The organism is Acidovorax sp. FHTAMBA, assembly GCF_038958875.1.
Classification (GTDB): domain Bacteria; phylum Pseudomonadota; class Gammaproteobacteria; order Burkholderiales; family Burkholderiaceae_C; genus Acidovorax.
In genome coordinates, this window is sequence record NZ_CP152407.1 from 712,755 (window position 1) to 736,760 (window position 24,006).

Annotated in this window: 18 protein-coding genes and 1 tRNA gene; 13 read left to right on the forward strand and 6 right to left on the reverse strand. The window is 65.5% G+C overall.

All coding sequences use genetic code 11. The annotated features are described in order from the left end of the window. Nucleotides 1–114 precede the first annotated feature (114 nt). The 8 genes from rpoC to AAFF19_RS03395 all read left to right on the forward strand — a co-directional run bounded on the left by rpoC (nt 115) and on the right by AAFF19_RS03395 (nt 11,777). The gene (gene rpoC, locus AAFF19_RS03360) at nt 115–4,350 is read left to right on the forward strand and encodes a DNA-directed RNA polymerase subunit beta' (protein ID WP_182119632.1); all 4,236 of its coding nucleotides are present in this window, start codon (nt 115–117) and stop codon (nt 4,348–4,350) included. A gap of 153 nt (nt 4,351–4,503) precedes the next feature. Beyond that, on the forward strand, nt 4,504–5,088 hold the full coding sequence (locus AAFF19_RS03365; protein WP_008907088.1) for a LemA family protein: 585 nt from the start codon (nt 4,504–4,506) through the stop codon (nt 5,086–5,088). A gap of 19 nt (nt 5,089–5,107) precedes the next feature. Then, nucleotides 5,108–6,538, forward strand: a complete 1,431-nt coding sequence (rsmB, locus tag AAFF19_RS03370; protein ID WP_085942650.1) for a 16S rRNA (cytosine(967)-C(5))-methyltransferase RsmB — start codon at nt 5,108–5,110, stop codon at nt 6,536–6,538. Between the two features lie 49 nt (nt 6,539–6,587). Next, entirely contained in the window at nt 6,588–7,157 is a 570-nt protein-coding gene (locus AAFF19_RS03375; RefSeq protein ID WP_342721313.1) for a DUF4390 domain-containing protein, read from the forward strand. Next, nucleotides 7,154–9,451 carry an ATP-binding protein gene (locus tag AAFF19_RS03380; RefSeq protein ID WP_342721314.1) on the forward strand — a complete coding sequence of 766 codons (2,298 nt, stop codon included), beginning with the start codon at nt 7,154–7,156 and terminating at the stop codon, nt 9,449–9,451. Before AAFF19_RS03375 ends, AAFF19_RS03380 begins: the two co-directional genes overlap by 4 nt. Nucleotides 9,452–9,490: 39 nt before the next feature. Then, complete coding sequence (locus tag AAFF19_RS03385; RefSeq protein WP_008907092.1) at nt 9,491–10,177, forward strand: response regulator; 687 nt, start codon at nt 9,491–9,493, stop codon at nt 10,175–10,177. A 65-nt stretch (nt 10,178–10,242) separates the two neighbouring features. After that, nucleotides 10,243–10,318, forward strand: a tRNA-Phe gene (locus AAFF19_RS03390). A 202-nt stretch (nt 10,319–10,520) separates the two neighbouring features. Then, nucleotides 10,521–11,777: an Hsp70 family protein gene (locus tag AAFF19_RS03395; protein WP_342721315.1), complete on the forward strand. Its 1,257-nt coding sequence runs from the start codon at nt 10,521–10,523 to the stop codon at nt 11,775–11,777. A gap of 133 nt (nt 11,778–11,910) precedes the next feature. Here the strand turns inward: AAFF19_RS03395 and rsmI are convergent, their stop codons facing one another. Then, nucleotides 11,911–12,870, reverse strand: coding sequence for a 16S rRNA (cytidine(1402)-2'-O)-methyltransferase (gene rsmI, locus AAFF19_RS03400; RefSeq protein WP_182119637.1), 960 nt, complete (start codon nt 12,868–12,870; stop codon nt 11,911–11,913). Between rsmI and AAFF19_RS03405 the strand changes: the two genes are divergently transcribed. The 3 genes from AAFF19_RS03405 to AAFF19_RS03415 all read left to right on the forward strand — a co-directional run bounded on the left by AAFF19_RS03405 (nt 12,870) and on the right by AAFF19_RS03415 (nt 14,638). After that, the gene (locus AAFF19_RS03405; protein WP_034695839.1) at nt 12,870–13,271 is read left to right on the forward strand and encodes a YraN family protein; all 402 of its coding nucleotides are present in this window, start codon (nt 12,870–12,872) and stop codon (nt 13,269–13,271) included. The two genes, rsmI and AAFF19_RS03405, sit on opposite strands and share 1 nt — an antisense overlap. A 99-nt stretch (nt 13,272–13,370) precedes the next feature. Continuing rightward, the gene (locus AAFF19_RS03410; RefSeq protein WP_008907096.1) at nt 13,371–13,973 is read left to right on the forward strand and encodes an SIS domain-containing protein; all 603 of its coding nucleotides are present in this window, start codon (nt 13,371–13,373) and stop codon (nt 13,971–13,973) included. After that, complete coding sequence (locus AAFF19_RS03415) at nt 13,970–14,638, forward strand: BON domain-containing protein (RefSeq protein WP_008907097.1); 669 nt, start codon at nt 13,970–13,972, stop codon at nt 14,636–14,638. Before AAFF19_RS03410 ends, AAFF19_RS03415 begins: the two co-directional genes overlap by 4 nt. A gap of 97 nt (nt 14,639–14,735) precedes the next feature. On the opposite strand, the gene AAFF19_RS03420 is transcribed toward AAFF19_RS03415, so the two are convergent. The 4 genes from AAFF19_RS03420 to AAFF19_RS03435 form a co-directional block, all read right to left on the reverse strand. Next, nucleotides 14,736–15,650: an NAD(P)-dependent oxidoreductase gene (locus AAFF19_RS03420; RefSeq protein WP_342721316.1), complete on the reverse strand. Its 915-nt coding sequence runs from the start codon at nt 15,648–15,650 to the stop codon at nt 14,736–14,738. 99 nt (nt 15,651–15,749) lie between these two features. Next, nucleotides 15,750–16,886, reverse strand: a complete 1,137-nt coding sequence (locus AAFF19_RS03425) for a PilT/PilU family type 4a pilus ATPase (protein WP_182119639.1) — start codon at nt 16,884–16,886, stop codon at nt 15,750–15,752. Between the two features lie 64 nt (nt 16,887–16,950). Further along, nucleotides 16,951–17,586, reverse strand: a complete 636-nt coding sequence (locus AAFF19_RS03430) for a cyclic nucleotide-binding domain-containing protein (RefSeq protein ID WP_008907100.1) — start codon at nt 17,584–17,586, stop codon at nt 16,951–16,953. A 57-nt stretch (nt 17,587–17,643) separates the two neighbouring features. Further along, nucleotides 17,644–18,687 (reverse strand): type IV pilus twitching motility protein PilT, encoded by a 1,044-nt coding sequence (locus AAFF19_RS03435; protein WP_008907101.1) that lies wholly within the window; start codon nt 18,685–18,687, stop codon nt 17,644–17,646. A 37-nt stretch (nt 18,688–18,724) separates the two neighbouring features. On the opposite strand from AAFF19_RS03435, the gene AAFF19_RS03440 reads away from it, so the two are divergent. Further along, on the forward strand, nt 18,725–19,444 hold the full coding sequence (locus AAFF19_RS03440) for a YggS family pyridoxal phosphate-dependent enzyme (RefSeq protein WP_342721317.1): 720 nt from the start codon (nt 18,725–18,727) through the stop codon (nt 19,442–19,444). A gap of 6 nt (nt 19,445–19,450) precedes the next feature. Here AAFF19_RS03440 and ltaE read toward each other — a convergent pair whose 3' ends face one another. Further along, entirely contained in the window at nt 19,451–20,521 is a 1,071-nt protein-coding gene (ltaE, locus tag AAFF19_RS03445; protein WP_008907103.1) for a low-specificity L-threonine aldolase, read from the reverse strand. A gap of 182 nt (nt 20,522–20,703) precedes the next feature. Here ltaE and AAFF19_RS03450 point away from each other — a divergent pair, with 182 nt between their 5' ends. Then, entirely contained in the window at nt 20,704–23,976 is a 3,273-nt protein-coding gene (locus AAFF19_RS03450; RefSeq protein WP_182119739.1) for a carboxyl transferase domain-containing protein, read from the forward strand. Nucleotides 23,977–24,006 lie beyond the last annotated feature (30 nt).

The window sequence follows — 24,006 nt, forward strand, 5'->3', positions numbered from 1 at the left end:
AAAAAAGTGAGCTGCTGGCGCTGATTGATAGAGGCTTTGCATGTGTTTTCACATGCAAAGCACCATGCATCAAGCGCTGTCAGCTATGATTTTTGACGAAAAGGAAAGAGTCACATGAAATCGCTACTCGACCTGTTCAAGCAATTTACGCCGGATGAGCACTTTGATGCCATCCGCATCGGCATGGCCTCGCCCGAGAAGATCCGTTCGTGGTCCTTCGGTGAAGTGAAGAAGCCTGAAACCATCAACTACCGCACGTTCAAGCCCGAACGCGACGGTCTGTTCTGCGCCAAGATTTTTGGTCCCATCAAGGACTACGAATGCCTGTGCGGCAAGTACAAGCGCCTGAAGCACCGCGGCGTGATCTGCGAGAAGTGCGGCGTGGAAGTCACGCAGACCAAGGTGCGCCGCGAGCGCATGGGCCACATCGATCTGGCCGCACCTTGTGCCCACATCTGGTTCCTGAAGTCGCTGCCATCGCGTCTGGGCCTGGTGCTGGACATGACGCTGCGCGACATTGAACGCGTGCTGTACTTTGAAGCCTACGTGGTGACCGACCCTGGCATGACCCCGCTGAAGAAGTTCAGCATCATGTCCGAGGACGACTACGACGCCAAGCGCAAGGAATACGGCGACGAATTCATCGCCAAGATGGGCGCTGAAGGTATCAAGGACCTGCTGGAATCCATCGACATCGACCTGTCGATCGAACGTCTGCGCGGTGACCTGACCGGCTCCGAAGTCAAGGTCAAGAAGAACGCCAAGCGCCTGAAGGTGCTGGAAGCGTTCAAGAAGTCGGGCATCAAGCCCGAGTGGATGGTGCTCGAAGTGCTGCCCGTGCTGCCCCCGGACCTGCGTCCGCTGGTGCCGCTGGACGGCGGCCGCTTTGCGACCTCCGACCTGAACGACCTGTACCGCCGCGTCATCAACCGCAACTCGCGTCTGCGCCGCCTGCTGGAGCTGAAGGCACCGGAAATCATCGCCCGCAACGAAAAGCGGATGCTGCAGGAAGCCGTGGACTCGCTGCTGGACAACGGCCGCCGTGGCAAGGCCATGACGGGCGCCAACAAGCGTGCCCTGAAGTCGCTGGCCGACATGATCAAGGGCAAGTCGGGCCGTTTCCGCCAGAACTTGCTGGGCAAGCGGGTGGACTACTCCGGTCGTTCCGTGATCACCGTGGGCCCAACGCTCAAGCTGCACCAGTGCGGCTTGCCCAAGCTGATGGCGCTGGAGCTGTTCAAGCCCTTCATCTTCTCGCGCCTCGAAGCCATGGGCATCGCGACGACGATCAAGGCCGCCAAGAAAGAAGTCGAATCCGGCACCCCCGTGGTGTGGGACATCCTGGAAGAGGTCATCAAAGAGCACCCCGTGATGCTCAACCGTGCGCCTACGCTGCACCGTCTGGGTATCCAGGCGTTTGAGCCCATCCTGATCGAAGGCAAGGCCATCCAATTGCACCCCCTCGTTTGCGCGGCCTTCAACGCCGACTTCGACGGTGACCAGATGGCTGTTCACGTGCCGCTGTCGGTGGAAGCGCAGATGGAAGCCCGCACGCTGATGCTGGCCTCCAACAACGTGCTGTTCCCTGCTTCGGGCGAGCCCTCCATCGTGCCTTCGCAGGACGTGGTGCTGGGCCTGTACTACGCCACTCGCGACCGCATCAACGGCAAGGGCGAAGGCCTGGTGTTTGCCGATACCGGCGAAGTGCAACGTGCCCTGGACGCTGGCGAAGTGGAGCTGGCCGCCAAGATCACGGTGCGCATGACCGAGTGGACCAAGGACAAGGAAACCGGCGAATTCGTACCGTCGTACTCTCTGGTCGAAACCACGGCGGGCCGTGCGCTGCTGTCTGAAATCCTCCCCAAGGGGTTGCCGTTCTCGCACATGAACAAGGCGCTCAAGAAGAAGGAAATCTCCAAGCTCATCAACGTGTCCTTCCGCAAGTGCGGCCTGAAGGAAACCGTGGTGTTTGCCGACAAGCTGCTGCAAAACGGCTTCCGCCTGGCCACACGCGCCGGTATCTCGATCGCCATCGACGACATGCTGGTGCCGCCCCAGAAGGCCGGCATCATCGAGCGCTCCGAGAAGGAGGTCAAAGAGATCGAACAGCAGTATGTGTCCGGTCTGGTGACGTCTGGCGAGCGCTACAACAAGGTGGTGGACATCTGGGGCAAGGCCGGTGACGAAGTCTCCAAGGTGATGATGGCCCAGCTGTCCAAGCAGAAGGTCATGGACCGCCACGGCAAGGAAGTGGATCAGGAGTCCTTCAACTCCATCTACATGATGGCCGACTCCGGCGCCCGCGGCTCTGCCGCCCAGATCCGCCAGGTGGCCGGTATGCGGGGTCTGATGGCCAAGCCAGACGGCTCGATCATCGAAACGCCCATCACCGCGAACTTCCGCGAAGGCCTGAACGTGCTGGAGTACTTCATCTCCACCCACGGTGCCCGTAAGGGTCTGGCCGACACGGCGCTGAAGACGGCCAACTCGGGTTACCTGACGCGCCGTCTGGTGGACGTGACGCAGGATCTGGTCGTGACCGAAGAGGACTGCGGCACTTCCAATGGTTCGCTGATGCGCGCCATCGTCGAAGGTGGTGAAGTGATCGAGTCGCTGCGCGACCGTATCCTGGGCCGTACCGCCGCCGAAGACGTGCTGCACCCCGAAACCCGCGCTGTGCTGGTCGAAGCGGGCGTGATGCTCGAAGAAGACGTGATCGAAGAGCTGGAAAGCGCTGGCGTGGACGAAGTGAAGGTGCGCACCGCACTGACCTGCGAAACCCGCTATGGCCTGTGCGCCAAGTGCTATGGCCGCGACCTGGGCCGTGGCGGCCTGATCAACCTCGGCGAAGCCGTGGGTGTGATCGCTGCCCAGTCCATCGGCGAGCCCGGCACGCAGCTGACCATGCGTACGTTCCACATCGGTGGTGCCGCTTCGCGTGCTGCCATCGCGTCCAGCGTGGAAGCCAAGTCCAACGGCGTGATCGGCTTCAATGCCACGATGCGCTACGTGAGCAACACCAAGGGCGAGCTGGTGGTGATTGCACGTTCGGGTGAGATCATCATCCAGGACGAGCATGGCCGCGAGCGTGAGCGCCACAAGGTGCCTTACGGCGCCACGCTGACGGTGAAGGCCGACCAGCAGATCAAGGCCGGTACGATCCTGGCCAACTGGGATCCGCTGACGCGACCCATCATCACCGAGTTCGCCGGTCAGACCAAGTTCGAGAACGTCGAAGAAGGCCTCACCGTTGCCAAGCAGGTCGATGAAGTGACTGGCCTTTCCACGCTGGTGGTGATCGACCCCAAGCGCCGCGGCGCTGCCAAGGTCGTTCGTCCGCAGGTCAAGCTGATCGACGCCCAGGGCAACGAGGTGAAGATCCCCGGCACCGACCACTCGGTGACCATCGGCTTCCAGGTGGGCGCTCTGATCCAGGTGCGCGATGGCCAGGACGTGGGCCCCGGCGAAGTGCTGGCGCGTATTCCGGTCGAAGGCCAGAAGACCCGCGACATTACGGGCGGTCTGCCCCGCGTGGCCGAGCTGTTCGAAGCCCGCACGCCCAAGGACAAGGGCACGCTGGCCGAGATGACCGGTACCGTGTCGTTCGGCAAGGAAACCAAGGGCAAGGTCCGCCTGCAGATCACCGATCCTGAAGGCCACGTGTTCGAAGAACTCGTGCCCAAGGAAAAGAACATCCTGGTGCACGAAGGCCAGGTGGTGAACAAGGGCGAATCGATTGTGGACGGCCCGGCCGACCCGCAGGACATCCTGCGTTTGCTGGGTATCGAAGAGCTGTCGCGCTACATCGTCGATGAAGTGCAGGACGTGTACCGCTTGCAGGGCGTGAAGATCAACGACAAGCACATCGAGGTGATCGTTCGCCAGATGCTGCGCCGCGTCGTGGTCGAGAACGTCGGCGAGTCGAACTACATTGCCGGTGAACAGGTCGAGCGTTCCGAGATCCTCAACACCAACGAGGCACTGCAGTCCGAAGGCAAGATTCCTGCGACCTACAGCAACCTGCTGCTGGGTATCACGAAGGCATCGCTGTCGACCGACTCGTTCATCTCCGCCGCTTCCTTCCAGGAAACCACCCGCGTGCTCACCGAGGCAGCCATCATGGGCAAGCGCGACGAGCTGCGTGGCCTGAAGGAAAACGTGATCGTGGGTCGCTTGATCCCGGCTGGTACCGGCCTGGCCTACCACCAGGCACGCAAGGCCAAGGACGCCATGGACGACGCAGAGCGCCGTGCCATCGCCGAAGCCGAAGCCGCCGAGATGGAAGCCCAGGGCGAAGCAACGGAAGTCGAAGGCAGCGCATCCGCCGCTACCGACGCAGCCGCTGACTAAGCACCCGGGCTGGCTCCAGAAAGCTCCCGTCCTGTCCCTGGCAGGCCGGGAGCTTTTTTCTGGGGACACGCAGAAAGATCGATCCCCCTGGATCGTTTTGATTGTCTTTTTTGGGCCGGTAATGCGCAGTTCATGCCAAGCCGGCCAATGAGCATGTGGTCATCGCCCCTTTTCTGGATTGTTTTTGCCATCGCCATGTTCTGGGCACTGGGCGCGTACAACCGTCTGATGCGCTTGCGCTCGGCCGTGGTGCAGGCGTTTGGCAGTTTTGATGCGCACATGGTGCGGCAGCTTGCGTTTCTGGGCGAGGTCGATGCATCGCATGCCGCACAGGCACCCGAGCTCGCTGGCGCCGCAGCGCCCGAGATGGCAGCCTTGCAAGGTGCCGCTACCCAGCTGAGTGCGTCGCTGGCCATGGCCCGTGCGCGGCCTCTCAAGCCCGACGCCGTAGCAGCGCTGGCGGCGGCGCGTGAGGTTCTGCATGCCTGCTGGCAGAAGGTCGACCGCGGCATGCCAGCGCAAAGCGTCGCCGCCACGCCTGCAGGGGCTGATTCCGCGGTCGTGCCTCCATCGGTGCCCAGGGCACTGGGCGCGCGGTGGCAGGAGCTTGTTCAGCAAAACGAACAGGCGATTGGTGTGTTCAACGATGCGGTGTTGCACTACAACGCCGCCATTGCCCAGTTTCCGGCCAGTGTTCTGGCTTGGGTGTTCGGATTCAAGGCCGCACGCGGGCTGTAGACAGTAAGCGAGAAACACGATGAGCCCATCCCGGCCACCACCTCCTGCCCGCGCACCGAGCGGTTCCGGCCCTGACCAGGCTCTGCGTGCTGCCCGCACTCCGCCCGCGGCGGGCGGCCAACCCGTGCCGCTGTGGCAACAGCTGGCAGCTGTGGCCGGGGCCTTGCAGGCCATCCGCGCCGGCCAGTCGGGCACTGCAGCCCTGGCGGCCGTAGACGCCGCGTTACGCCCGGGCGTGCAGGCTCTGCTGTTCCAGGTGCTGCGCCAGGCGGGGCGGGCCGAGGCGCTGCGCAGTCAGATGGTGGCACGCACGCCCCCACCGGCTGCAGATGCGCTGCTGTGCACGGCGCTGGCGCTGTGCTGGGACCCCGAACAATCCCCGTATGAGCCTTTCACCCTGGTCAACCAGGCGGTGGAAGCCGCCAAGCGCAGCGCGTCCACCCGGGCGCAGTCGTCGTTCCTCAATGGGTGCCTGCGGCGTTTTCTGCGCGAACGCGAGGCGCTGGTGGCACGGACCGACCGTGATCCGCTGGCCCGATGGAACCATCCGGTGTGGTGGATCGAGCGTTTGCGCAAGGACCACCCCACACACTGGGAGCAGATTCTGCGGGCCAACAATGCCCACGCTCCGATGACGCTGCGCGTTAATGCACAAAAAAGCACTCCAGTGCTTTACCAGAAAGCGCTCGCAGCTATTAATTTGGAAGCAAAACCGGTGGGTGATATGGGGCTGCTGCTGCGCAAGCCCGTACCGGTGCCAACCCTGCCGGGCTTTGCTGAGGGCTGGGTTTCAGTGCAGGATGCCGCCGCCCAGATGGCTGCGCCCTTGCTGCTGGGAGGGCTGGATCTCGCCCAGCCTTTGCGTGTGCTGGACGCCTGCGCGGCACCCGGGGGCAAAACCGCCCACCTCCTGGAGATGGCGGGGAGCGGTTCGCCCCTGCAGGTTACGGCCCTGGAGGTGGATGCCGTTCGCAGTACCCGGATTGGCGATGCCTTGCAGCGCCTGGGACTGCGTGCCAAGGTGGTGGTGGCCGATGCAGCGCGCCCGCAAGACTGGTGGCAGCAGCACTGCGAGGGCGTCCCGTTCGATGCCATTTTGCTGGATGCTCCCTGCACCGCTTCCGGCATCGTGCGACGCCATCCGGATGTCCGCTGGCTGCGCCGTGAAAGCGATATTGCCCAGCTCGCCAGGCTGCAGGCGCGTTTGCTGGCAGCGCTTTGGCCGCTTCTGCGCCCGGGCGGTCGGCTGCTGTACTGCACCTGCTCTGTCTTCCGGGAAGAGGGCGATGAACAGGTGCAAACGTTTCTTGCACACAACACCGACGCCACGTTGCTCCCGTCGCCGGGCCATTTAATTCCCGGCAACGACGACAAGCGCGGTGCCGTCCCGGACAATCAGTCGGGTGATCACGACGGTTTTTTTTACGCACTGTTGCAAAAATCAGCGTAATGAGCTTCTCAGAGCTCGTTGGCTGCTGGCCGGGATGTTTTGCCTGTTCATGGGCTGGGCTGCATGGGCGCCGTCGGCCGTGGCCGGGCAACCAGTGGCTCCGGAAGTGGGGGAGCTGCGCCTGGACCGGGCCGAGGACGGCCTGTATCTGAGCACCACACTGGATCTGATCCTGCCGGAACTGGCAGAAGACGCCCTCTACAAAGGCATCCCCATGTTCTTTGTCGCCGAGGCCCAGGTGCTGCGCGATCGCTGGTACTGGTCTGACCGCCAGGTTGCCGAAGCGACCCGTTACCTGCGGCTCAGTTATCAGCCCTTGACCCGACGATGGCGATTGAACATCTCGCCTGTGCCCTTTGCAAACAGTGGACTGGGGGTGGTACTGGGCCAGAACTTCGATGACTACTCGGACGCACTATCGGCCATTCAGCGCATTTCGCGCTGGAAGATCGCTGATAGCGACGTGATCGAGGCCGATGCGGTCCACACTGTCAATTTCCGGTTTCGACTCGACATGTCCCAGCTGCCCCGTCCTTTCCAGATCGGGGTGGCGGGGCGATCGGGCTGGAACCTTCTGGTGTCCCGCAGCCAGCGCCTGGCCGCGGAACCTGCAAAGTGAACCCGCCCGGCACCTCACAGCCCACCGCGTCTGCCTCTGCCCAGGCGGCGGCCAGCCAGTCGCGCGCCGTGCGGTGGGCGGTGGGGGTTGGCGCGGCCATCATGTCGGCCATCGGCCTGGTGCTGATGTTCCTGCTCACCCTGGCCACCAACAACCGGGCGCTGTACGAGCGCAACTACGCATGGCTTTTCGGCGTGAATGTGCTGGTGGCGATGCTGCTTCTGGCAGTGCTGCTGTGGGTTGCGGTGCGGTTGGGCATGCGCCTGCGCAAGGGGCGCTTTGGCAGCAGGCTGCTGGTCAAACTCGCTGCCATCTTTGCGCTGGTGGGTCTGATGCCGGGGTTGCTGATCTACGTGGTGTCCTACCAGTTCGTCACGCGTTCGATCGAAAGCTGGTTCGATGTCAAGGTCGAGGGTGCCTTGTCCGCAGGGGTCAACCTGGCGCGCGTGTCCCTTGACGCCATGGCGGCCGACATGGCCGCCAAAACCCGCAATGCGAGTGCGCAGGTGGCACAGGTCCCCGATGCGGCAGCCGGCCTGGTGCTGGAGCGCATCCGCGACCAGCTGGGCGCCACCGATGTGGTGCTCTGGAACGCGGCGGGCCAGGCGGTGGCCAGTGCCGGCCAGTCGCGTTTCAGCCTGAACCCCGACCGGCCGGGGGTGCCCTTGCTGCGCACCGTGCGCCAGCAACGCGCCACCGCACAGATTGAAGGGCTCGACGATATTTCCGACCCCGCAGCCGTTCAGAACGCGCGCGTGAAGGTACTTGCGCTGGTGAGCAGCCCCAGCGTGGGGTTGCTGGTGGAGCCGCGCTACCTGCAGGCCACGCTGCTGCTGCCACCCGCGCTGGTGGCCAACGCCATTGCGGTGCAGGAGGCCAATCGCGAATACCAGGAGCGCGCCCTGGCCCGGGGGGGGCTGCGGCGCATGTATGTGGGCACCCTCACGCTGAGCCTTTTCCTGGCGGTGTTTGGCGCCGTGCTGCTGGCGGTGTTGCTGGGCAATCAGCTCGCCCGCCCACTGCTGGTGCTGGCCGAAGGTGTGCGCGAGGTTGCCGCGGGCAACCTCAGCCCCAAGGCTGTGCTGCAAGGCAAGGACGAGCTGGGTGGGCTCACGCGTTCTTTTGCGCTGATGACCCAGCAACTATCCGACGCGCGCCAGGCGGTGGAGCAGAGCATGGGGGAGGTGGATGCCGCGCGCGCCAACCTGCAGACCATTCTGGACAACCTCACGGCCGGGGTCATCGTGCTCGATGCCCAGGGCCTGATCCGATCATCCAACCCGGGCGCAACCCGCATCCTGCGGGCACCGATGGCGGCGTATGAGGGGCGGCCGCTGTCGGAAGTCCCCGGGCTTGCCGAATTTGCAAGATCGGTACAGGGGCACTTTGATGCCTTTCTGGGCGATCACGAACGCCACGGGCTCGACCACTGGCAGCAACCGTTTGAGCTGCATGCAAGCTCCGGCGGAGTCGGCCAGCACGCCACCAGCCTCGTGGCGCGGGGGGCCGAACTGCCCGATGCGACCAGGCTGTTGGTTTTTGACGACATTTCCGAAATTGTTTCTGCCCAACGCGCGCAGGCCTGGGGCGAGGTGGCGCGGCGCCTGGCGCATGAAATCAAGAACCCGCTCACGCCCATCCAGCTGTCGGCCGAGCGGCTGGAAATGAAGCTCTCGGGCAAGCTGCCCGGCCCCGAGCAGGCCATTCTCGCCAAGTCGGTGAAGACCATCGTGGATCAGGTCGATGCGATGAAGCGGCTGGTCAACGAGTTCCGCGATTACGCGCGTTTGCCCGCGGCAGAACTCCATGCGCTGGACCTCAATGCCCTGGTGACTGACGTGCTCCATCTGTACGGTGAAGAGAACGCCACGGTGCGGGTGCAGGCAGAGCTGGACCCGCGCTGCCCTCCGATAGCAGGCGATGCACAGCAGCTGCGGCAGGTCGTGCACAACCTTTTGCAAAACGCGCAAGATTCCACCGAACAGGCGCGGGCCGGCACTGCTGATCCCGTGCCGCCCGTGCGCATCAGCACCCGCTGGAGTGAGTCCTCGCGCCGCGTGCGGCTCACGGTGTCAGACAGCGGAGGAGGCTTTCCCGCGCACATCCTCCAGAGGGCCTTTGAGCCCTATGTCACTACCAAGGCCCGGGGCACTGGACTGGGGCTGGCCGTGGTCAAAAAAATTGCCGACGAGCATGGTGCGCGTATCGACCTGTCCAATCGCACGGAGGATGGCGTGGTGCGCGGGGCCCAAGTGTCGTTATCATTCGCCCCTGAACCAGCGGTGGCGTCATAACAACACCGCCCCGCAGTACCCCAAGGCGCTTCAACACACATGGCAAACATTCTGGTGGTCGACGATGAGCTCGGCATTCGTGATCTGCTGTCGGAAATCCTGAACGACGAAGGTCACAGCGTAGACCTCGCAGAAAACGCCACCCAGGCGCGCTCCGCCCGGGCCGGCAACATCTACGACCTCGTGCTGCTCGACATCTGGATGCCAGATACCGACGGGGTTTCGCTGCTCAAGGAATGGGCCACGGCGGGTGTGCTGACCATGCCCGTGATCATGATGAGTGGCCACGCCACGATCGACACTGCCGTCGAGGCCACGCGGATCGGCGCCTTCTCGTTCCTTGAAAAACCCATCACCCTGCAAAAGCTGCTCAAGGCGGTGGAGCAGGGCCTGGCGCGCAACGCTGCCCACCAGGCCGCCCCGGTGGCAGCCGCCCCGGCGCCCGTGCACGCCCCGGCCGACCCCACGTTTTCGCAACTGCCCGCCGTGACGGCGGCCCTCATGGCCGGCGTGGAGGCAGGGCCCCATGCGCACCAGGGGTTTGACCTCGATCGCCCCCTGCGCGAAGCACGCGATGGCTTTGAAAAGGCTTATTTCGAATTTCACCTGGCCCGCGAAGGCGGCTCCATGACGCGCGTGGCCGAAAAGACGGGGTTGGAGCGCACGCACCTATATCGCAAGCTGCGCCAGCTGGGTGTCGATCTGGGCCGGGGTAAGCGCGGCTAGGTCTGCAAGAAATTCCTGGCACTCTGGTTCAAAGGCAGTTTTTTCTGGTTATAATTTGAGGCTCAGGCCCGGTAGCTCAGTCGGTAGAGCAGAGGATTGAAAATCCTTGTGTCGGTGGTTCGATTCCGCCCCAGGCCACCAAATAAAAGCCCTTGATTTTTGCGAATCAAGGGCTTTTTCAATTCCGGGTGCGTCGCGCTTCGGTGGCTTCTGGCCGGGCGGCAGCTCTGCCCCCACTGCCCTGCGGGTTCTTCTTGCCCCAAAACTGCATCCGATATCTTCGTTCACCGAGGCCTCAGCCGGTGCGCGTTGAACACTTTTTCATCGCTTCCACACGTCACCCATGCCCCTCCTGAAGGACACCACCCTCGGTATCGACTTTGGCACTTCCAACTCCGCGATGGCCGTGCGCCAGGGGGCAGGGTTGGCGCGGATGATTGCGCTGGAGGGGAGTGCGCACACACTGCCCACTGCACTGTTCTTCAACGCAGAGGATCACCGCACACACTTTGGTCGCGATGCCGTGGGCCAGTATCTGGCAGGCACCGAGGGGCGCCTGATGCGGTCGCTCAAGAGCCTGCTCGGCAGTGCGCTGCTGCAGGACAAGACGGCGGTGCACAACAAGATGGTGAGCTACCAGGACATCATCAGCCTCTTCTTGCGCATGCTGGTGCAAAGGGCGCGCGATGAGCTGGGCGGCATGCCCGCCCGTGTGGTGATGGGGCGGCCGGTGCATTTTGTGGATGGGGATGCCGACCGCGATCAGCAGGCGGAAGATGCGTTGCGCCAAGCTGCGCTGGATGCGGGGTTTGCCGAGGTGTCGTTCCAGCTGGAACCGATTGCTGCCGCGCTGGACTACGAGCAGCGCGTCGCGCACGAGTCGCTGGTGCTGGTGGTGGACATTGGGGGTGGTACCTCGGACTTCACGGTGGTGCGGCTGGGGCCGGAGCGCATGGCGCGTGCCGAGCGCGGCAGCGATGTGCTGGCCACCACCGGCGTGCATGTGGGTGGCACCGACTTTGACCGGCGGCTGAGCCTGGACCTGTTGATGCCCTTGCTCGGGTTTCGGCACACCGGGCCCACGGGGCGCGAGGTGCCCAGCCGGGTGTTTTTTGACCTGTCCACCTGGCACCTGATCCAGTGGCTGTACTCGCCGCGTGCACTGCGCGATGCGCAGAACCTGCGCACCGACTATTCCGATGCACGGCTGCACGCGCGGCTCATGCGGGTGCTGCACGAGCGCCTGGGGCACCGCATGGCCAATACCGTGGAGCAGGCCAAGATCGCCGCGTCGCTGGCCGATGCCGACGCGCCCATGCCGCTGGACTGGATCGAGGCAGGGCTGGGCGCCGCCGTCACAACACAGGGGCTGGCGCAGTTCCTGTTGCAACCCCTCGAACTGGTGGTGGCCTGCGCGCAGGAATGTGTGCAGCTGGCGGGCCTGGGTGTGCAGGGGCTGGATGCGATCTATCTCACCGGGGGCTCGTCGGCCTTGCGGCCGCTGCGCCAGGCGCTCAAAGCGGCGTTTCCCGACACTCCCCAGGTGGAAGGCGATTTGTTTGGCGGGGTGGCGGCCGGGTTGGCTGTGTCGGGGCGATAGATCTGGAGGGGGGCGGCGGCACCAGGGCCGGTAGTGGATTCGCTGTGGCGGATGAAATGCTATTAAAAATATAGCTATCAGCGCTTGTCCATCAAGCGCCAGGTGCCAATTTGGCCTGAAATCCGAGGTGTTATCAGCTCCCGGCGTCGCCTACTTCGTCTTCATTTTCCCCGCTCGCGCCGCTGCGCTTCCACGTCAGGGCCGTGTCGTACAGCGCGTTGCGCGATGCACCCGTGATCTCGGCAGCCAGGCGCACAGCGGTTTTCAGCGGCAGCTCCTGCACCAGCAGGCGCAACACCCGCAGGCTGGCGCCATCGTCGCTGGCCACCGCCACCGGGTGCAGCAGCACCACAAACTCGCCGCGCGAGCGCTGGGGTGCGCCGTCCAGCCAGGCCGTCAGCTCCCGGGCGGGCCGCGTGGTCACTTCCTCAAACTGCTTGGTCAGCTCCCGTGCCAGCGTTACCGGGCGATCACCCAGCACCGCCAGGGCCTGGGCCAGCTCGTTGATGCGGTGGGGGGCTTCAAGCAGCACCACGCAGCGCGGCTCCGGGGCCAGCTGCTGCGCAATCACCGTGGCGCGTTCTGCGTTCTTCACGGGTAGAAACCCTGCGAACACAAAACCGCCATGTTCAGTGCTGTGGGCCACTGCGCCTGCCACGCTCAGCGCTGTGGTGATGCTGCTGGCGCCGGGCAGGGGCACGGCCCGCAGGCCGGCCGCCTGCACGGCGGCCACGAGCCGGGCGCCAGGGTCACTCACGCCGGGCGTGCCAGCGTCACTCACATACACCACGCGCTGGCCCAGCTGCAGCCGCTGCACCACGTTCTGCGCGGCTTCGGCCTCGTTGTGCTGGTGCACGGCCAGCAGCTGGGCGGCACCCTTGTCGATGCCGTAGGCGCGCAGCATGGACTGTGTGTGGCGCGTGTCTTCGCAGGCCACGGTGTCGGCCATCTGCAGCACGTGCAGCGCGCGCAGGGTGATGTCCGCCAGGTTGCCAATGGGTGTGGCCACCACGTACAGGGCGCCCTCGGGATAATGCTGGAGAGCCGCCGCTTCGCGCGCGGCATCAAGGGCTGAAGCGAAAGATGCGCTCAATGAAATTCCTTGGAATGAGAAAACCGGCGAAGGACTCGGGCCCTGCCACCACCACACGCGCACGCGGCAACGCGGCGGAGGACCAGGCCCTGGCCCATCTGCAGGCGGCCGGCCTGCAGCTGGTGGTGCGCAATTATCGGACGCCCGGGCGCGGCGGTGGCGAGATTGACCTGGTGATGCGCGAGCGGGATGGCACGCTGGTCTTTGTCGAAGTGCGCAGTCGGTCGGGCAGCGCGTTTGGCGGCGCCGGGGCGAGTATCAGCGCCACCAAGCAGCAGCGCATCATTTTTGCGGCCCGGCACTACCTCCTACGCCTGCCATCGCCGCCGCCCTGCCGCTTTGATGTGGTGCTGGTCGAGGCCTCGGTGCAGTGGCTCAAGGCGGCCTTTGATGCGCAGTAGGCATCGGGGTTCCGCAAAGCGACCAAGCCCCCAGCGCAAGACCGGTGGCTACGGTTTGCTACAAAAGCTGTAACACCCGGCGGGTATCATCGGGCCCTCATGCTTGAGCAACGCATCCAACAGCATTTCATCGACAGCGCCGACCTGAAGTACCAGGCCGCGCAGGTTCTGAGCCATCCCATCGCCGCCGCCGTGCAGGCCGTTCTGGCCTGTGTGACCAGCGGCGGCAAGGTGTTGGCCTGTGGTAACGGCCCCTCGGCCGCCGAGGCGCAGCAGTTTGCCGCGTTCTGCGTGGCCGGCTTCGAGCGCGAACGGCCCGAACTGGCGGCGCTGGCCCTCACGTCCGACAGCACCCTGCTCACGGCCGCAGCGGGCGGCAGCCACGATGCCGCGCAGCAGTTTGCCCGCCAGGTGCGTGCGCTGGGCCAGGCGGGCGATGTGCTGCTGGCTCTGTCGGTGTCCGGCAACGACGCCAACCTGCTGGCCGCTGCCGAGGCCGCCCACGAGCGCGACATGACAGTGGTGGTGCTGACGGGCCGCACCGGTGGCAAGCTGGCCGCCATGCTGCGCGAAACCGATGTGTTGATCAGCGTGCCCCACGACCGCGCCGCACGCGTGCGCGAAGTCCATGCCCTGGTGCTGCATTGCCTGAGCGACGGCGTGGACGCCCAGTTACTTGGTGAACAGGAGATTCCCCTATGACCCCGACAACCGTGAACCGCACCCAGCGCACTGTCATGACCGCACTGGCGGCAGCCACCCTGGCTGCAGGCCTGTCGGCGTGTGCTCCATTGATCGTCGGCGGTGCCGTGGTGGGCAGCGTCATGGCGGTGGACCGTCGCACTGCAGGGACGCAGATCGAAGACGAGGGTATCGAGCTGCGCGCTGCCAACCGGATTCGCGAAACCCTGGGCGACCGAGTGCATGTCAACGTGACAAGCTACAACCGCCAGGCGCTGCTGACCGGCGAAGTGCCCAACGCACAGGACCGCCAGACGGTGGAGCAGATCGTGTCACAGGTGGAGAACACGCGCTCTGTGGTGAACGACCTGGCCGTGATGCCATCGACCACCCTGAGCCAGCGCTCTAACGACACCTTCATCACCGGCAAGGTGCGCGCCAGCCTGGTGGATGCGCGGGACATCTCGGCCACCTCCTTCAAGGTGGTGACGGAGCGCAATGTGGTGTACCTGATGGGCCGGGTTTCGCAGCGTGAGGCCAATCGCGCCACCGAGATCGCCCGGGGTGTCAGCGGCGTGGCGAAGGTGGTGCGGGTGTTTGAAATCGTGTCGGAAGAGGATCTGCGCCGCCTGGCGCCGCAACCCGCACCGGTGACCACCGACAGCAGCGACGCACCCCGGGGGTGAGTCGCGCACGCCGCCAAGGGCGTGGCACGAAAGCAAAAGGGGCTCTGCAAGGCCCCTTTTTGCATATGCATTGTGCGTGCCCCCGCGGGCGCAGGCGTCAGGTCAGCCGCTGGATAAGGCTGGAGGTGTCCCAGCGGTTGCCCCCCATCTTCTGCACATCGGCATAGAACTGGTCCACCAGCGCCGTCACCGGCACGCGCGAGCCGTTGCGCTTGGCTTCGTCGAGCACCAGGCCCAGGTCCTTGCGCATCCAGTCCACGGCAAAACCAAAGTCGAACTTGCCGTCCACCATCGTCTTGCCCCGGTTGTCCATCTGCCAGCTCTGGGCGGCGCCCTTGCCGATCACGTCCAGCACCTGCTTCATGTCCAGCCCGGCGTTCTTTCCAAAGGCCACGGCTTCCGACAGCGCCTGCACCAGCCCGGCAATGCAGATCTGGTTGACCATCTTGGCCAGCTGCCCTGCGCCGCTGTCTCCCAGCAAGGTGAATGCGCGGGAAAACGCCATGGCCACCGGCTGGGCGGCCTCGAAGGCCCCTGCATCTCCGCCACACATCACCGTCAGCAAGCCGTTCTGCGCCCCGGCCTGACCGCCGGATACGGGCGCATCCACAAATTGCAGGCCCTGGGCCTTGGCCGCCGCATACAGCTCGCGCGCGACCTCGGCCGATGCAGTGGTGTGGTCCACGAAGATGGCGCCCGGCTTCATGCCGGCAAAGGCGCCATCCGTGCCCAGCGTGACCGAACGCAGGTCATCGTCGTTGCCCACGCAGCAGAACACGATGTCGGCGCCTTCTGCCGCCTCACGCGGGGTTGCAGCATGTTTTGGGGCCTTGGCGCTGGCGTACTCTGCGCACCATGCTATAGATTTTGTAGCGGTACGGTTGTACACCGTGACTTCATGCCCGGCCAGGGCGAGGTGGCCGGCCATTGGGTAGCCCATCACGCCCAGGCCCAGAAAGGCGACCTTGCGGGAAGGGGTTGCGTCGTAGTTGCGGGGGTTGGTGCTTGGCATGGGTAGAGAAGAGCAGGTGCAGGTGGAAAAAACAAAACCCGCCCTGGGGGGCGGGCTTCACGGGGTCCTGAAGGCGGAGAGGCGCAAGCCGGTTCAGGCTCAGACGATGGCGAAATGCTCCGTGCCGGACGCCAGATCGGGAGACTTGGCGCGCTGGCTGTTGAGCTTGATCTGCAGGCGCAGGTCATTGAGCGAGTCGGCGTTGCGCAACGCGTCTTCGTAGCTGATCACGTTGGCTTCGTACAGGTCGAACAGCGCCTGGTCAAACGTCTGCATGCCCAGGTTGCGGCTTTTTTTCATGATCTCCTTGATCTCGGAGACTTCGCCCTTGAAGATCAGATCGGAAATCAGCGGCGTATTGAGCATGATTTCCACCGCGGCCGCGCGGCCCTTGCCATCCTGCTTGGGGATCAGGCGCTGCGACACCATGGCGCGCAGGTTGAGCGACAGGTCCATCAGCAGCTGGGCGCGGCGCTCTTCGGGGAAGAAGTTGATGATCCGGTCCAGCGCCTGGTTGGCGCTGTTGGCGTGCAGCGTGGCAAGGCACAGGTGTCCGGTTTCGGCGAACGACACCGCATGCTCCATGGTTTCACGGTCGCGGATTTCGCCCATGAGGATCACGTCGGGCGCCTGGCGCAGCGTGTTCTTCAGGGCCGCTTCCCAGCTGTCGGTGTCCAGACCCACTTCGCGCTGCGTCACCACGCAGTTCTTGTGCGGGTGCACGAATTCCACCGGGTCTTCCACCGTGATGATGTGGCCGAAGGAGTTCTCGTTGCGCCAGTCGACCATGGCGGCCAGCGTGGTGGACTTGCCCGAGCCTGTAGCACCCACCAGGATGCACAGGCCGCGCTTGGTCATCGTCACTTCCTTGAGCACCTGCGGCACGCCCAGGCCATCGATGGTGGGCAGCGTGAGCGGAATCGTCCGCAGCACCATGCCCACCTTGCCCTGCTGGATGAAAGCGTTGACGCGAAACCGCCCGATGCCGGCGGGTGAAATGGCGAAGTTGCATTCCTTGGTGCGCTCAAAATCGGCCACCTGCTTGTCGCTCATGATGGCGCGTGCCAGGGTGAGCGTGTGCGTTGGCGTGAGCGGCTGGGGCGAGACCTTGGTCACTTTGCCATCGACCTTGATCGCGGGCGGAAACTCTGCGGTGATGAACAGGTCGCTGCCATTGCGGCTCACCATCAGCTTGAGCAGGTCGTTGATGAATTTACTGGCCTGATCGCGTTCCATCAGATGTTCTCCCCGGGCTGTTCGTCCGCTGTGCGTTCGTTGGTATTGTGTCGGCGCATCGCCATCACTTCTGGTTGTCGCTCAGGCGGGCACTTACCACCCGCAGGCGCAGCGAGAGCTTGCGGGCCAGCAGTGCAATCAGGCTGGCAGCCAGTTGCGGATCCTTGGTCATCATGTCGTCCATGGCTTCGGCGCTGAGCACGGCGATCTCACAATCGGTGAGCGTGGTACAGGCGGAAAACCGGATGCCACTGTCCAGCAGCGACATCTCGCCCAGGATATCGCCGGGGCGCGTCTCGGCCAGTCGCAATTGCTCGCCCCAGGGCTGCACGCGGTCCACGGCGATGGTGCCGGTCAGCAGCACCACCATGAAATTGCCATATTCGTCCTGGCGGATCACGTCGCGGTTGGACGGCACGGCCGCAAACTCGAAAAAGCGCTCCATGCGCTCCACAGCGTCCTTGTCCAGGTGCGCCATGTACTTGTCTTTGGCCCACAGGCCCTGCAGCAGCTTGCCGCCCCGGCTGGTGGGCAGGCGCTTGGCGCCCACTTCCACAGCGCGGGCCTCCCAGGGGACCAGCATGGATTCGTCCACGCCCTGGCCCGCAAACGCGGTGGAGAACAGCACGGAATCCGTGTGGTCTTCCGCAGGCTTGCCGCCCCGGCTTTTCATTTTCAGAAGGCTCAGAATGCCTTTCATACAGTGCTCCGGTGTGCGGCGGTTCATGGCGCCGCAGGATTCAGGGTGGGGCGCAGATCAGCCGGGGAAGTTCTCGGGGATCTTGGCCTTGCTGCGGGCTTCGGCCGGGCTGATGATGTTGCGGCGCACCAGGTCGGTCAGGTTCTGGTCCAGCGTCTGCATGCCCACGCTGTTGCTGGTCTGGATGGTGGAGTACATCTGCGCCACCTTGGCCTCGCGGATCAGGTTGCGGATGGCGCTGGTGCCCAGCATGATCTCGTGCGCCGCCACGCGGCCCGAGCCATCCTTGGTCTTGCACAGCGTCTGCGAGATGACTGCCTGCAGCGATTCGGACAGCATCGCGCGAACCATTTCCTTTTCTTCGGCCGGGAACACGTCGATGATCCGGTCAATCGTCTTGGCGGCACTCGATGTGTGCAGCGTGCCGAACACCAGGTGGCCCGTTTCCGCAGCCGTCATGGCCAGGCGGATGGTTTCCAGGTCGCGCATTTCACCCACCAGGATGGCGTCCGGGTCTTCACGCAGTGCCGACTTGAGCGCCGCCGCGAACGACAGCGTCATGGGGCCGACTTCGCGCTGGTTGATCAGGCACTTTTTGGACTCGTGCACGAACTCGATCGGGTCTTCCACTGTGAGGATGTGGCCGTATTCGGTTTCATTGAGGTAATTCACCATGGCCGCCAGCGTGGTGGACTTGCCCGAGCCCGTGGGCCCGGTCACCAGCACCAGGCCGCGCGGCTTGAGGGCCAGGTCGCCGAAGATCTTGGGAGCATTGAGCTGCTCCAGCGTCAGGATCTTGCTGGGAATCGTCCGGAACACGGCGGCCGCGCCGCGGTTCTGGTTGAAGGCGTTGACCCGGAAACGGGCCAGGCCTTCGATTTCAAACGAGAAGTCGACTTCGAGAAACTCTTCATACGTCTTGCGCTGCGAGTCGCTCATGATGTCGTACACCATGCCGTGGACCGTCTTGTGGTCCAGCGCATCGACATTGATGCGCCGTACATCGCCGTGGACCCGGATCATGGGCGGCAGGCCCGCGGACAGGTGAAGATCGGAGGCCTTGTTCTTGACGCTGAACGCGAGCAGTTGGGTAATGTCCACGGAGTCCCTCTATCGTTTGATACGCTTGCCAAACATTATGACCACGATTGCTAACAACCTCCAACAGGTTCTGGGCAGGATCGCGCAGGCATGCCGGGCTGCCGGCTGCGATCCGGCCAGCGTTTCCTTGCTGGCGGTTTCCAAGACCTTCGGCGCACCGGCGGTGCTGGAGGCGGCAGCCGCAGGCCAGCGCGACTTTGGTGAAAACTACATCCAGGAGGGTGTGGACAAGATTGCCGCCGTGCGCGCTGCCCTGCCTGGTGTGGCGCTGCAATGGCACTGCATTGGCCCTATCCAGAGCAACAAGACCCGACTGGTGGCCGAGCACTTTGACTGGGTGCACACGGTGGACCGGCTCAAGATCGCCGAGCGCCTGTCGGCCCAGCGGCCCGATCACTTGCCGCCGCTGCAGGTATGTATCCAGGTCAACATCGACGGTGGGCCCACCAAGTCGGGCGTGGCCCCGCGCGATGCGCTGGACCTGGTCCGCGCTGTCGCAAAACTGCCACGGCTTGCCGTGCGGGGGATCATGTGCATCCCGGACCATGCTCCTGAATTTGAAGCGCAACTCGCAATCCACATCAGCGCCAGAGCGCTTTTTGATCAGATTGCTGAGCTCCGGGAGCCAGGCCTTGCGCAGTTCGACACCCTGTCCCTGGGCATGACCGCCGACCTGGAGGCCGCCATCCAGGCCGGCAGCACGCTGGTGCGTGTGGGCACCGGTGTGTTTGGTGGACGGACCTACCCCGCCGCTTGAGCAGGTTCAGCCCGGCAGCGCGAAGCGCGCCACGCAGTCCAGCGCCGCCGTCACGTCTGCCTCGCTCACATCCAGGTGCGTCACCCAGCGCAGCCGCGTGGCGCCGCCATAGAGGCTGCTGGTCACGCGCACACCATGCTGGGCCAGCCAGGCGGTGAAGGCGGGCGCCACCTCCGCATGCAGGTCGGTGAAGAGGATGTTGGTCTGCCACGGCAGTACCGTGATGCGGCCCTGCAACGCCGGGTGGCTGCGGTTGGCCTCGGCCAGCCCTTGCGCCAGCCGGTCCAGGCGGGCGTGGTCTTCGGCCAGGCGGTGCACATGCTGCTGCAGCGCATAGTGGCCCGCAGCCGCCAGCACGCCTGCCTGCCGCATGCCGCCACCCAGGATCTTGCGCGTGCGGCGCGCCTGGCGGATGAAGTCGCGCGAGCCCAGCACCAGCGAGCCCACGGGCGCGCCCAGGCCCTTGCTCAGGCACAGCGACGCGGAATCAAAGTGGCTGCACAGCGCGCGCGCTTCGTCATACACGTCTGTGTCGTTGCGCGCGGCATTGGCCGTGGCCGCATTGAACATGCGCGCGCCATCCAGGTGCATGGCGAGGCCGCGGCTGCGTGCCAGCTGCGCCACTTCGGCGATGTAGGGCGTGGGCAGTACCTGGCCGCCGGTGGTGTTCTCCAGCACCACAAGGCGGGTGCGGGCAAAGTGCGGGTCGTCGGGTTTGATGGCGGCGGCGATGTCGGCGATGCGCAGCGTGCCGTCAGGTTGGGTTTCCACCGGCTGGGGCTGGATGGAGCCCAGCACTGCCATGCCGCCCGCCTCCCAGCGGTAGGTGTGCCAGCTCTGGCCCACGATGGCCTCGTCGCCGCGCTGGCAGTGGCCCCACAGCGCGATCAGGTTGGTCTGCGTGCCCGAGGGGGCGAACAGCGCCGCTTCAAAACCCAGCAGTTCGGCGGCGTGCTCCTGCAGTGCGTTCACCGAAGGGTCGTCGGCAAATACATCGTCGCCCAGCGGGGCCTTGAACATGGCCTCGCGCATGGCAGGGGTGGGCTGGGTCACGGTGTCACTGCGAAAGTCTGGCATGGGCGTCCTGTGGGCAAACAGAGCAAAAGGCGCATCGTAGCGGCGCGCCGGGGCGTCTGGCTGCTGCAGGGGTTTCTTCGGGCGGCGGCTGTCGCTTGTTTGCCATGCATGCATGCCGGTCGCCGCCAGAATGCAGCGCAAGCCTTGCCATCTGTTGGGACCTCTGCATGACCGATTGCCCGTTGTTCGCCAAAGTCCTCGTTGCCAACCGCGGCGAAATCGCCCTGCGCATCGTGCGCGCCCTGTACGACCTGGGCATTGCCAGCGTCGCGGTCTATGCCGACGACGACGCCGCCAGTCCGCATGTCGGGGCGGCCACCCAGGCCGTGGCGCTGGGGGCCACGGGGCCGGCGGCCTACCTCGACGGCGCGCGCCTGCTGGCGATCGCACGCGAGCACGGCTGCGACGCCGTGCACCCCGGCTACGGCTTCCTGAGCGAGCGCGCCGACTTCGCGCGCGCCTGTGCCGACGCCGGGGTGCGCTTCATCGGCCCCACGCCGGGGCAGCTGAGCCTGTTCGGCGACAAGGCCCAGGCGCGCAGCCTGGCAATGCGCTGCGGCGTACCGCTCATGCCGGGCACGCAGGCGGCGGTTTCGCTCGAAGAAGCGCAGGCCTTCTGGCACTCGCAGCAAGGTGCGGGCATCGTCATCAAGGCGATTGGCGGCGGTGGCGGGCGGGGCATGCGCGCCGTGCAGTCGCTGGACGAGCTGCCCGCGGCCTACGCCCGCTGCCGCAGCGAGGCGCAGGCCGCCTTCGGGGTGGACGGGGTGTACGTCGAGCGCCTGATGAACAACGCGCGCCATATCGAGGTGCAGGTGCTGGGCGACGGGCGCGAGGCGATGGCGCTGGGCGAGCGCGAATGCACGCTGCAGCGTCGCTTTCAGAAGGTGGTGGAAATTGCGCCCAGCCCCTCGTTGCCCGGGCCACTGCGCGAGCGCATCATCGGCGCCGCCCTGGCCATGGCGCGTGAGGTGCAGTACGAGGGCCTGGGCACCTTCGAGTTTCTGGTGGATCTGGCCTCCAGCGATTTGCCCTATGTGTTCATCGAGGCCAACCCGCGCCTGCAGGTGGAGCACACCATCACCGAAGCTGTCACCGGCGTGGACCTGGTGCAGACCCAGCTGGCCCTGGCAGCAGGGCAGACCCTGCGCGACCTGGGGCTGAACCCCGACCAGCCCCCGGCGCCCGAAGGCTATGCCGTGCAGTGGCGCATCAACGCCGAAACGCTGGACGCCAGCGGCGGCGCCGTGCCGGGCAGCGGCACGCTCGCCCGGTTCGATCTGCCCGCGGGCCCCGGCATCCGCGTGGACACCCATGGCGTGGCGGGCACCGCGCCATCGCCGCACTACGACACCCTGCTCGCCAAGCTCATCGTGCACACGCGCGGCCCCCGCTTTGCCGATGCGCTGCGCCGCTCGCAGCGGGCGCTGCAGGAGTGCCGCATCACCGGCGTGGCCACCAACCTGGGCTTGCTGCAGGCGCTGGCCGGGCGGCCCGAGATGGCCAGCCAGCAGGTGCACACGCGCTGGCTGGAGTCGGTGCTACCAGACTTGCTAGATGCTATTGAAACAATAGCTGATGACGCTTTCCTGCAAAGCGCTGGAGGTCAAAAAGACGTTGAATCCTCCGCCCCGGCACCCGAAGGCGCCGTGCTGGCGCCCATGCCCGCGCGCCTGGTGCAGCTGAGCGTGGCCGAGGGCGATGCCGTCGCCGCAGGCGCCGAGCTGGCCGTGCTCGAAGCCATGAAGATGGAGCATGTGCTGCTGGCCCCGCACGCGGGCCGGGTGCGCCGGCTGCTGGCCGCGCCGGGCGCCTACCTGGCGCAGGGCGAGCCCCTGCTGGTGCTTGATGCCGCCGAGGTGGCGGCACAGGCGTTGGCGGACGACACCGCAGTGCACGACCCCGACCACATCCGCCCCGACCTGCAGCGCGTGCGGGACCGCCATGCCTTCACCCTGGATGCCGCGCGCCCCGCTGCAGTCGCCAAACGCCATGCCCAGGGCGGGCGCACGGCGCGCGAGAACATTGCCGACCTCTGCGATGAGGGCAGTTTCATCGAGTACGGTGCGCTGGCCATTGCCGCCCAGACTCGCCGTCGCAGCCTGGAAGACCTGATCGCCAATACGCCCGCCGATGGCATGGTGACGGGCATCGGATCGGTCAACGGCGCGCAGTGCGGCGAGGAAGCGGCGCGCACCGTGGTCATGTCGTACGACGCCACGGTGCTCGCGGGCACGCAAGGCATGCGCAACCACGCCAAGACCGACCGCATGCTGGACATTGCGATGGCGCAAAAACTGCCCCTGGTGCTGTTTGCCGAGGGCGGCGGCGGCCGGCCTGGCGACACCGATTCGGCGGTGCTGGCGGGTCTGCACATCCACACCTTTGCCCGCTATGCTGCCTTGTCGGGCCAGGTGCCGGTGGTGGGCATTGCGGCCGGGCGCTGCTTTGCGGGCAATGCGGCGCTGCTGGGCTGCAGCGATGTGATCATCGCCACGCGCGGCTGCAACATCGGCATGGGTGGCCCGGCCATGATCGAAGGCGGCGGGCTGGGCGTGTTCAAGCCCGAGCAGATTGGCCCGAGCCGCGTGCAGCATGCCAATGGCGTGATCGATGTGCTGGTGGAGAACGAGGCCGAGGCCGTGGCGGCCGCGCGGCAGTACCTGTCGTACTTCCAGGGCCGCACCTCGCAATGGACGGCCCCCGACCAGCGCGCCCTGCGCAGTGTGGTGCCCGAAAACCGCCTGCGCGTGTACGACACCCGCGCCGCCATGGGCGGCCTGGTGGACGAGGGCAGCCTCTTGATGTTGCGCACGGGCTTTGGCGCCGGCATCCATACGGCGCTGGCACGCATCGAAGGCCGGCCCGTGGGCCTGATCGCCAACAACCCGCTGCACCTGGGCGGCGCCATCGACGCCGATGCGGCCGACAAGGCCGCGCGCTTCATGCAGTTGTGCAACGCCCATGGCCTGCCCCTGGTCAGCCTGGTGGACACGCCCGGCTTCATGGTCGGCCCCGACGTCGAGGCGACGGCGCAGGTACGCCATGTCAGCCGCCTGTTCGTCACCGCCGCCAGTCTGCGCGTGCCGTACTTCAGCGTGGTGCTGCGCAAGGGCTACGGCCTGGGCGCCATGGGCATGACGGCCGGCGGCTTTCATGCCCCCGTGTTCACGGTGGCATGGCCCACGGGCGAGTTCGGCGCCATGGGCCTGGAGGGTGCGGTGCGCCTGGGTTTCCGCAAAGAGCTGGAGGCCCAGCCCGAAGGCCCCGCGCGCGACGCCCTGTTTGCCGAACTGCTGGCGCGCCAGTACGCCAATGGCGAGGCCATGCAGATGGCCACCACGCTGGAGATCGACGCCGTGATCGACCCGGCCGAAACGCGCGCGTGGCTGGCGCGCGGTTTGGCGTCGGCGCAGGTAAAACCCCTGTCGCACCGTTTCATCGACACCTGGTAAGCGCCTGCGAAGCGCGGCACCCCATGCTAA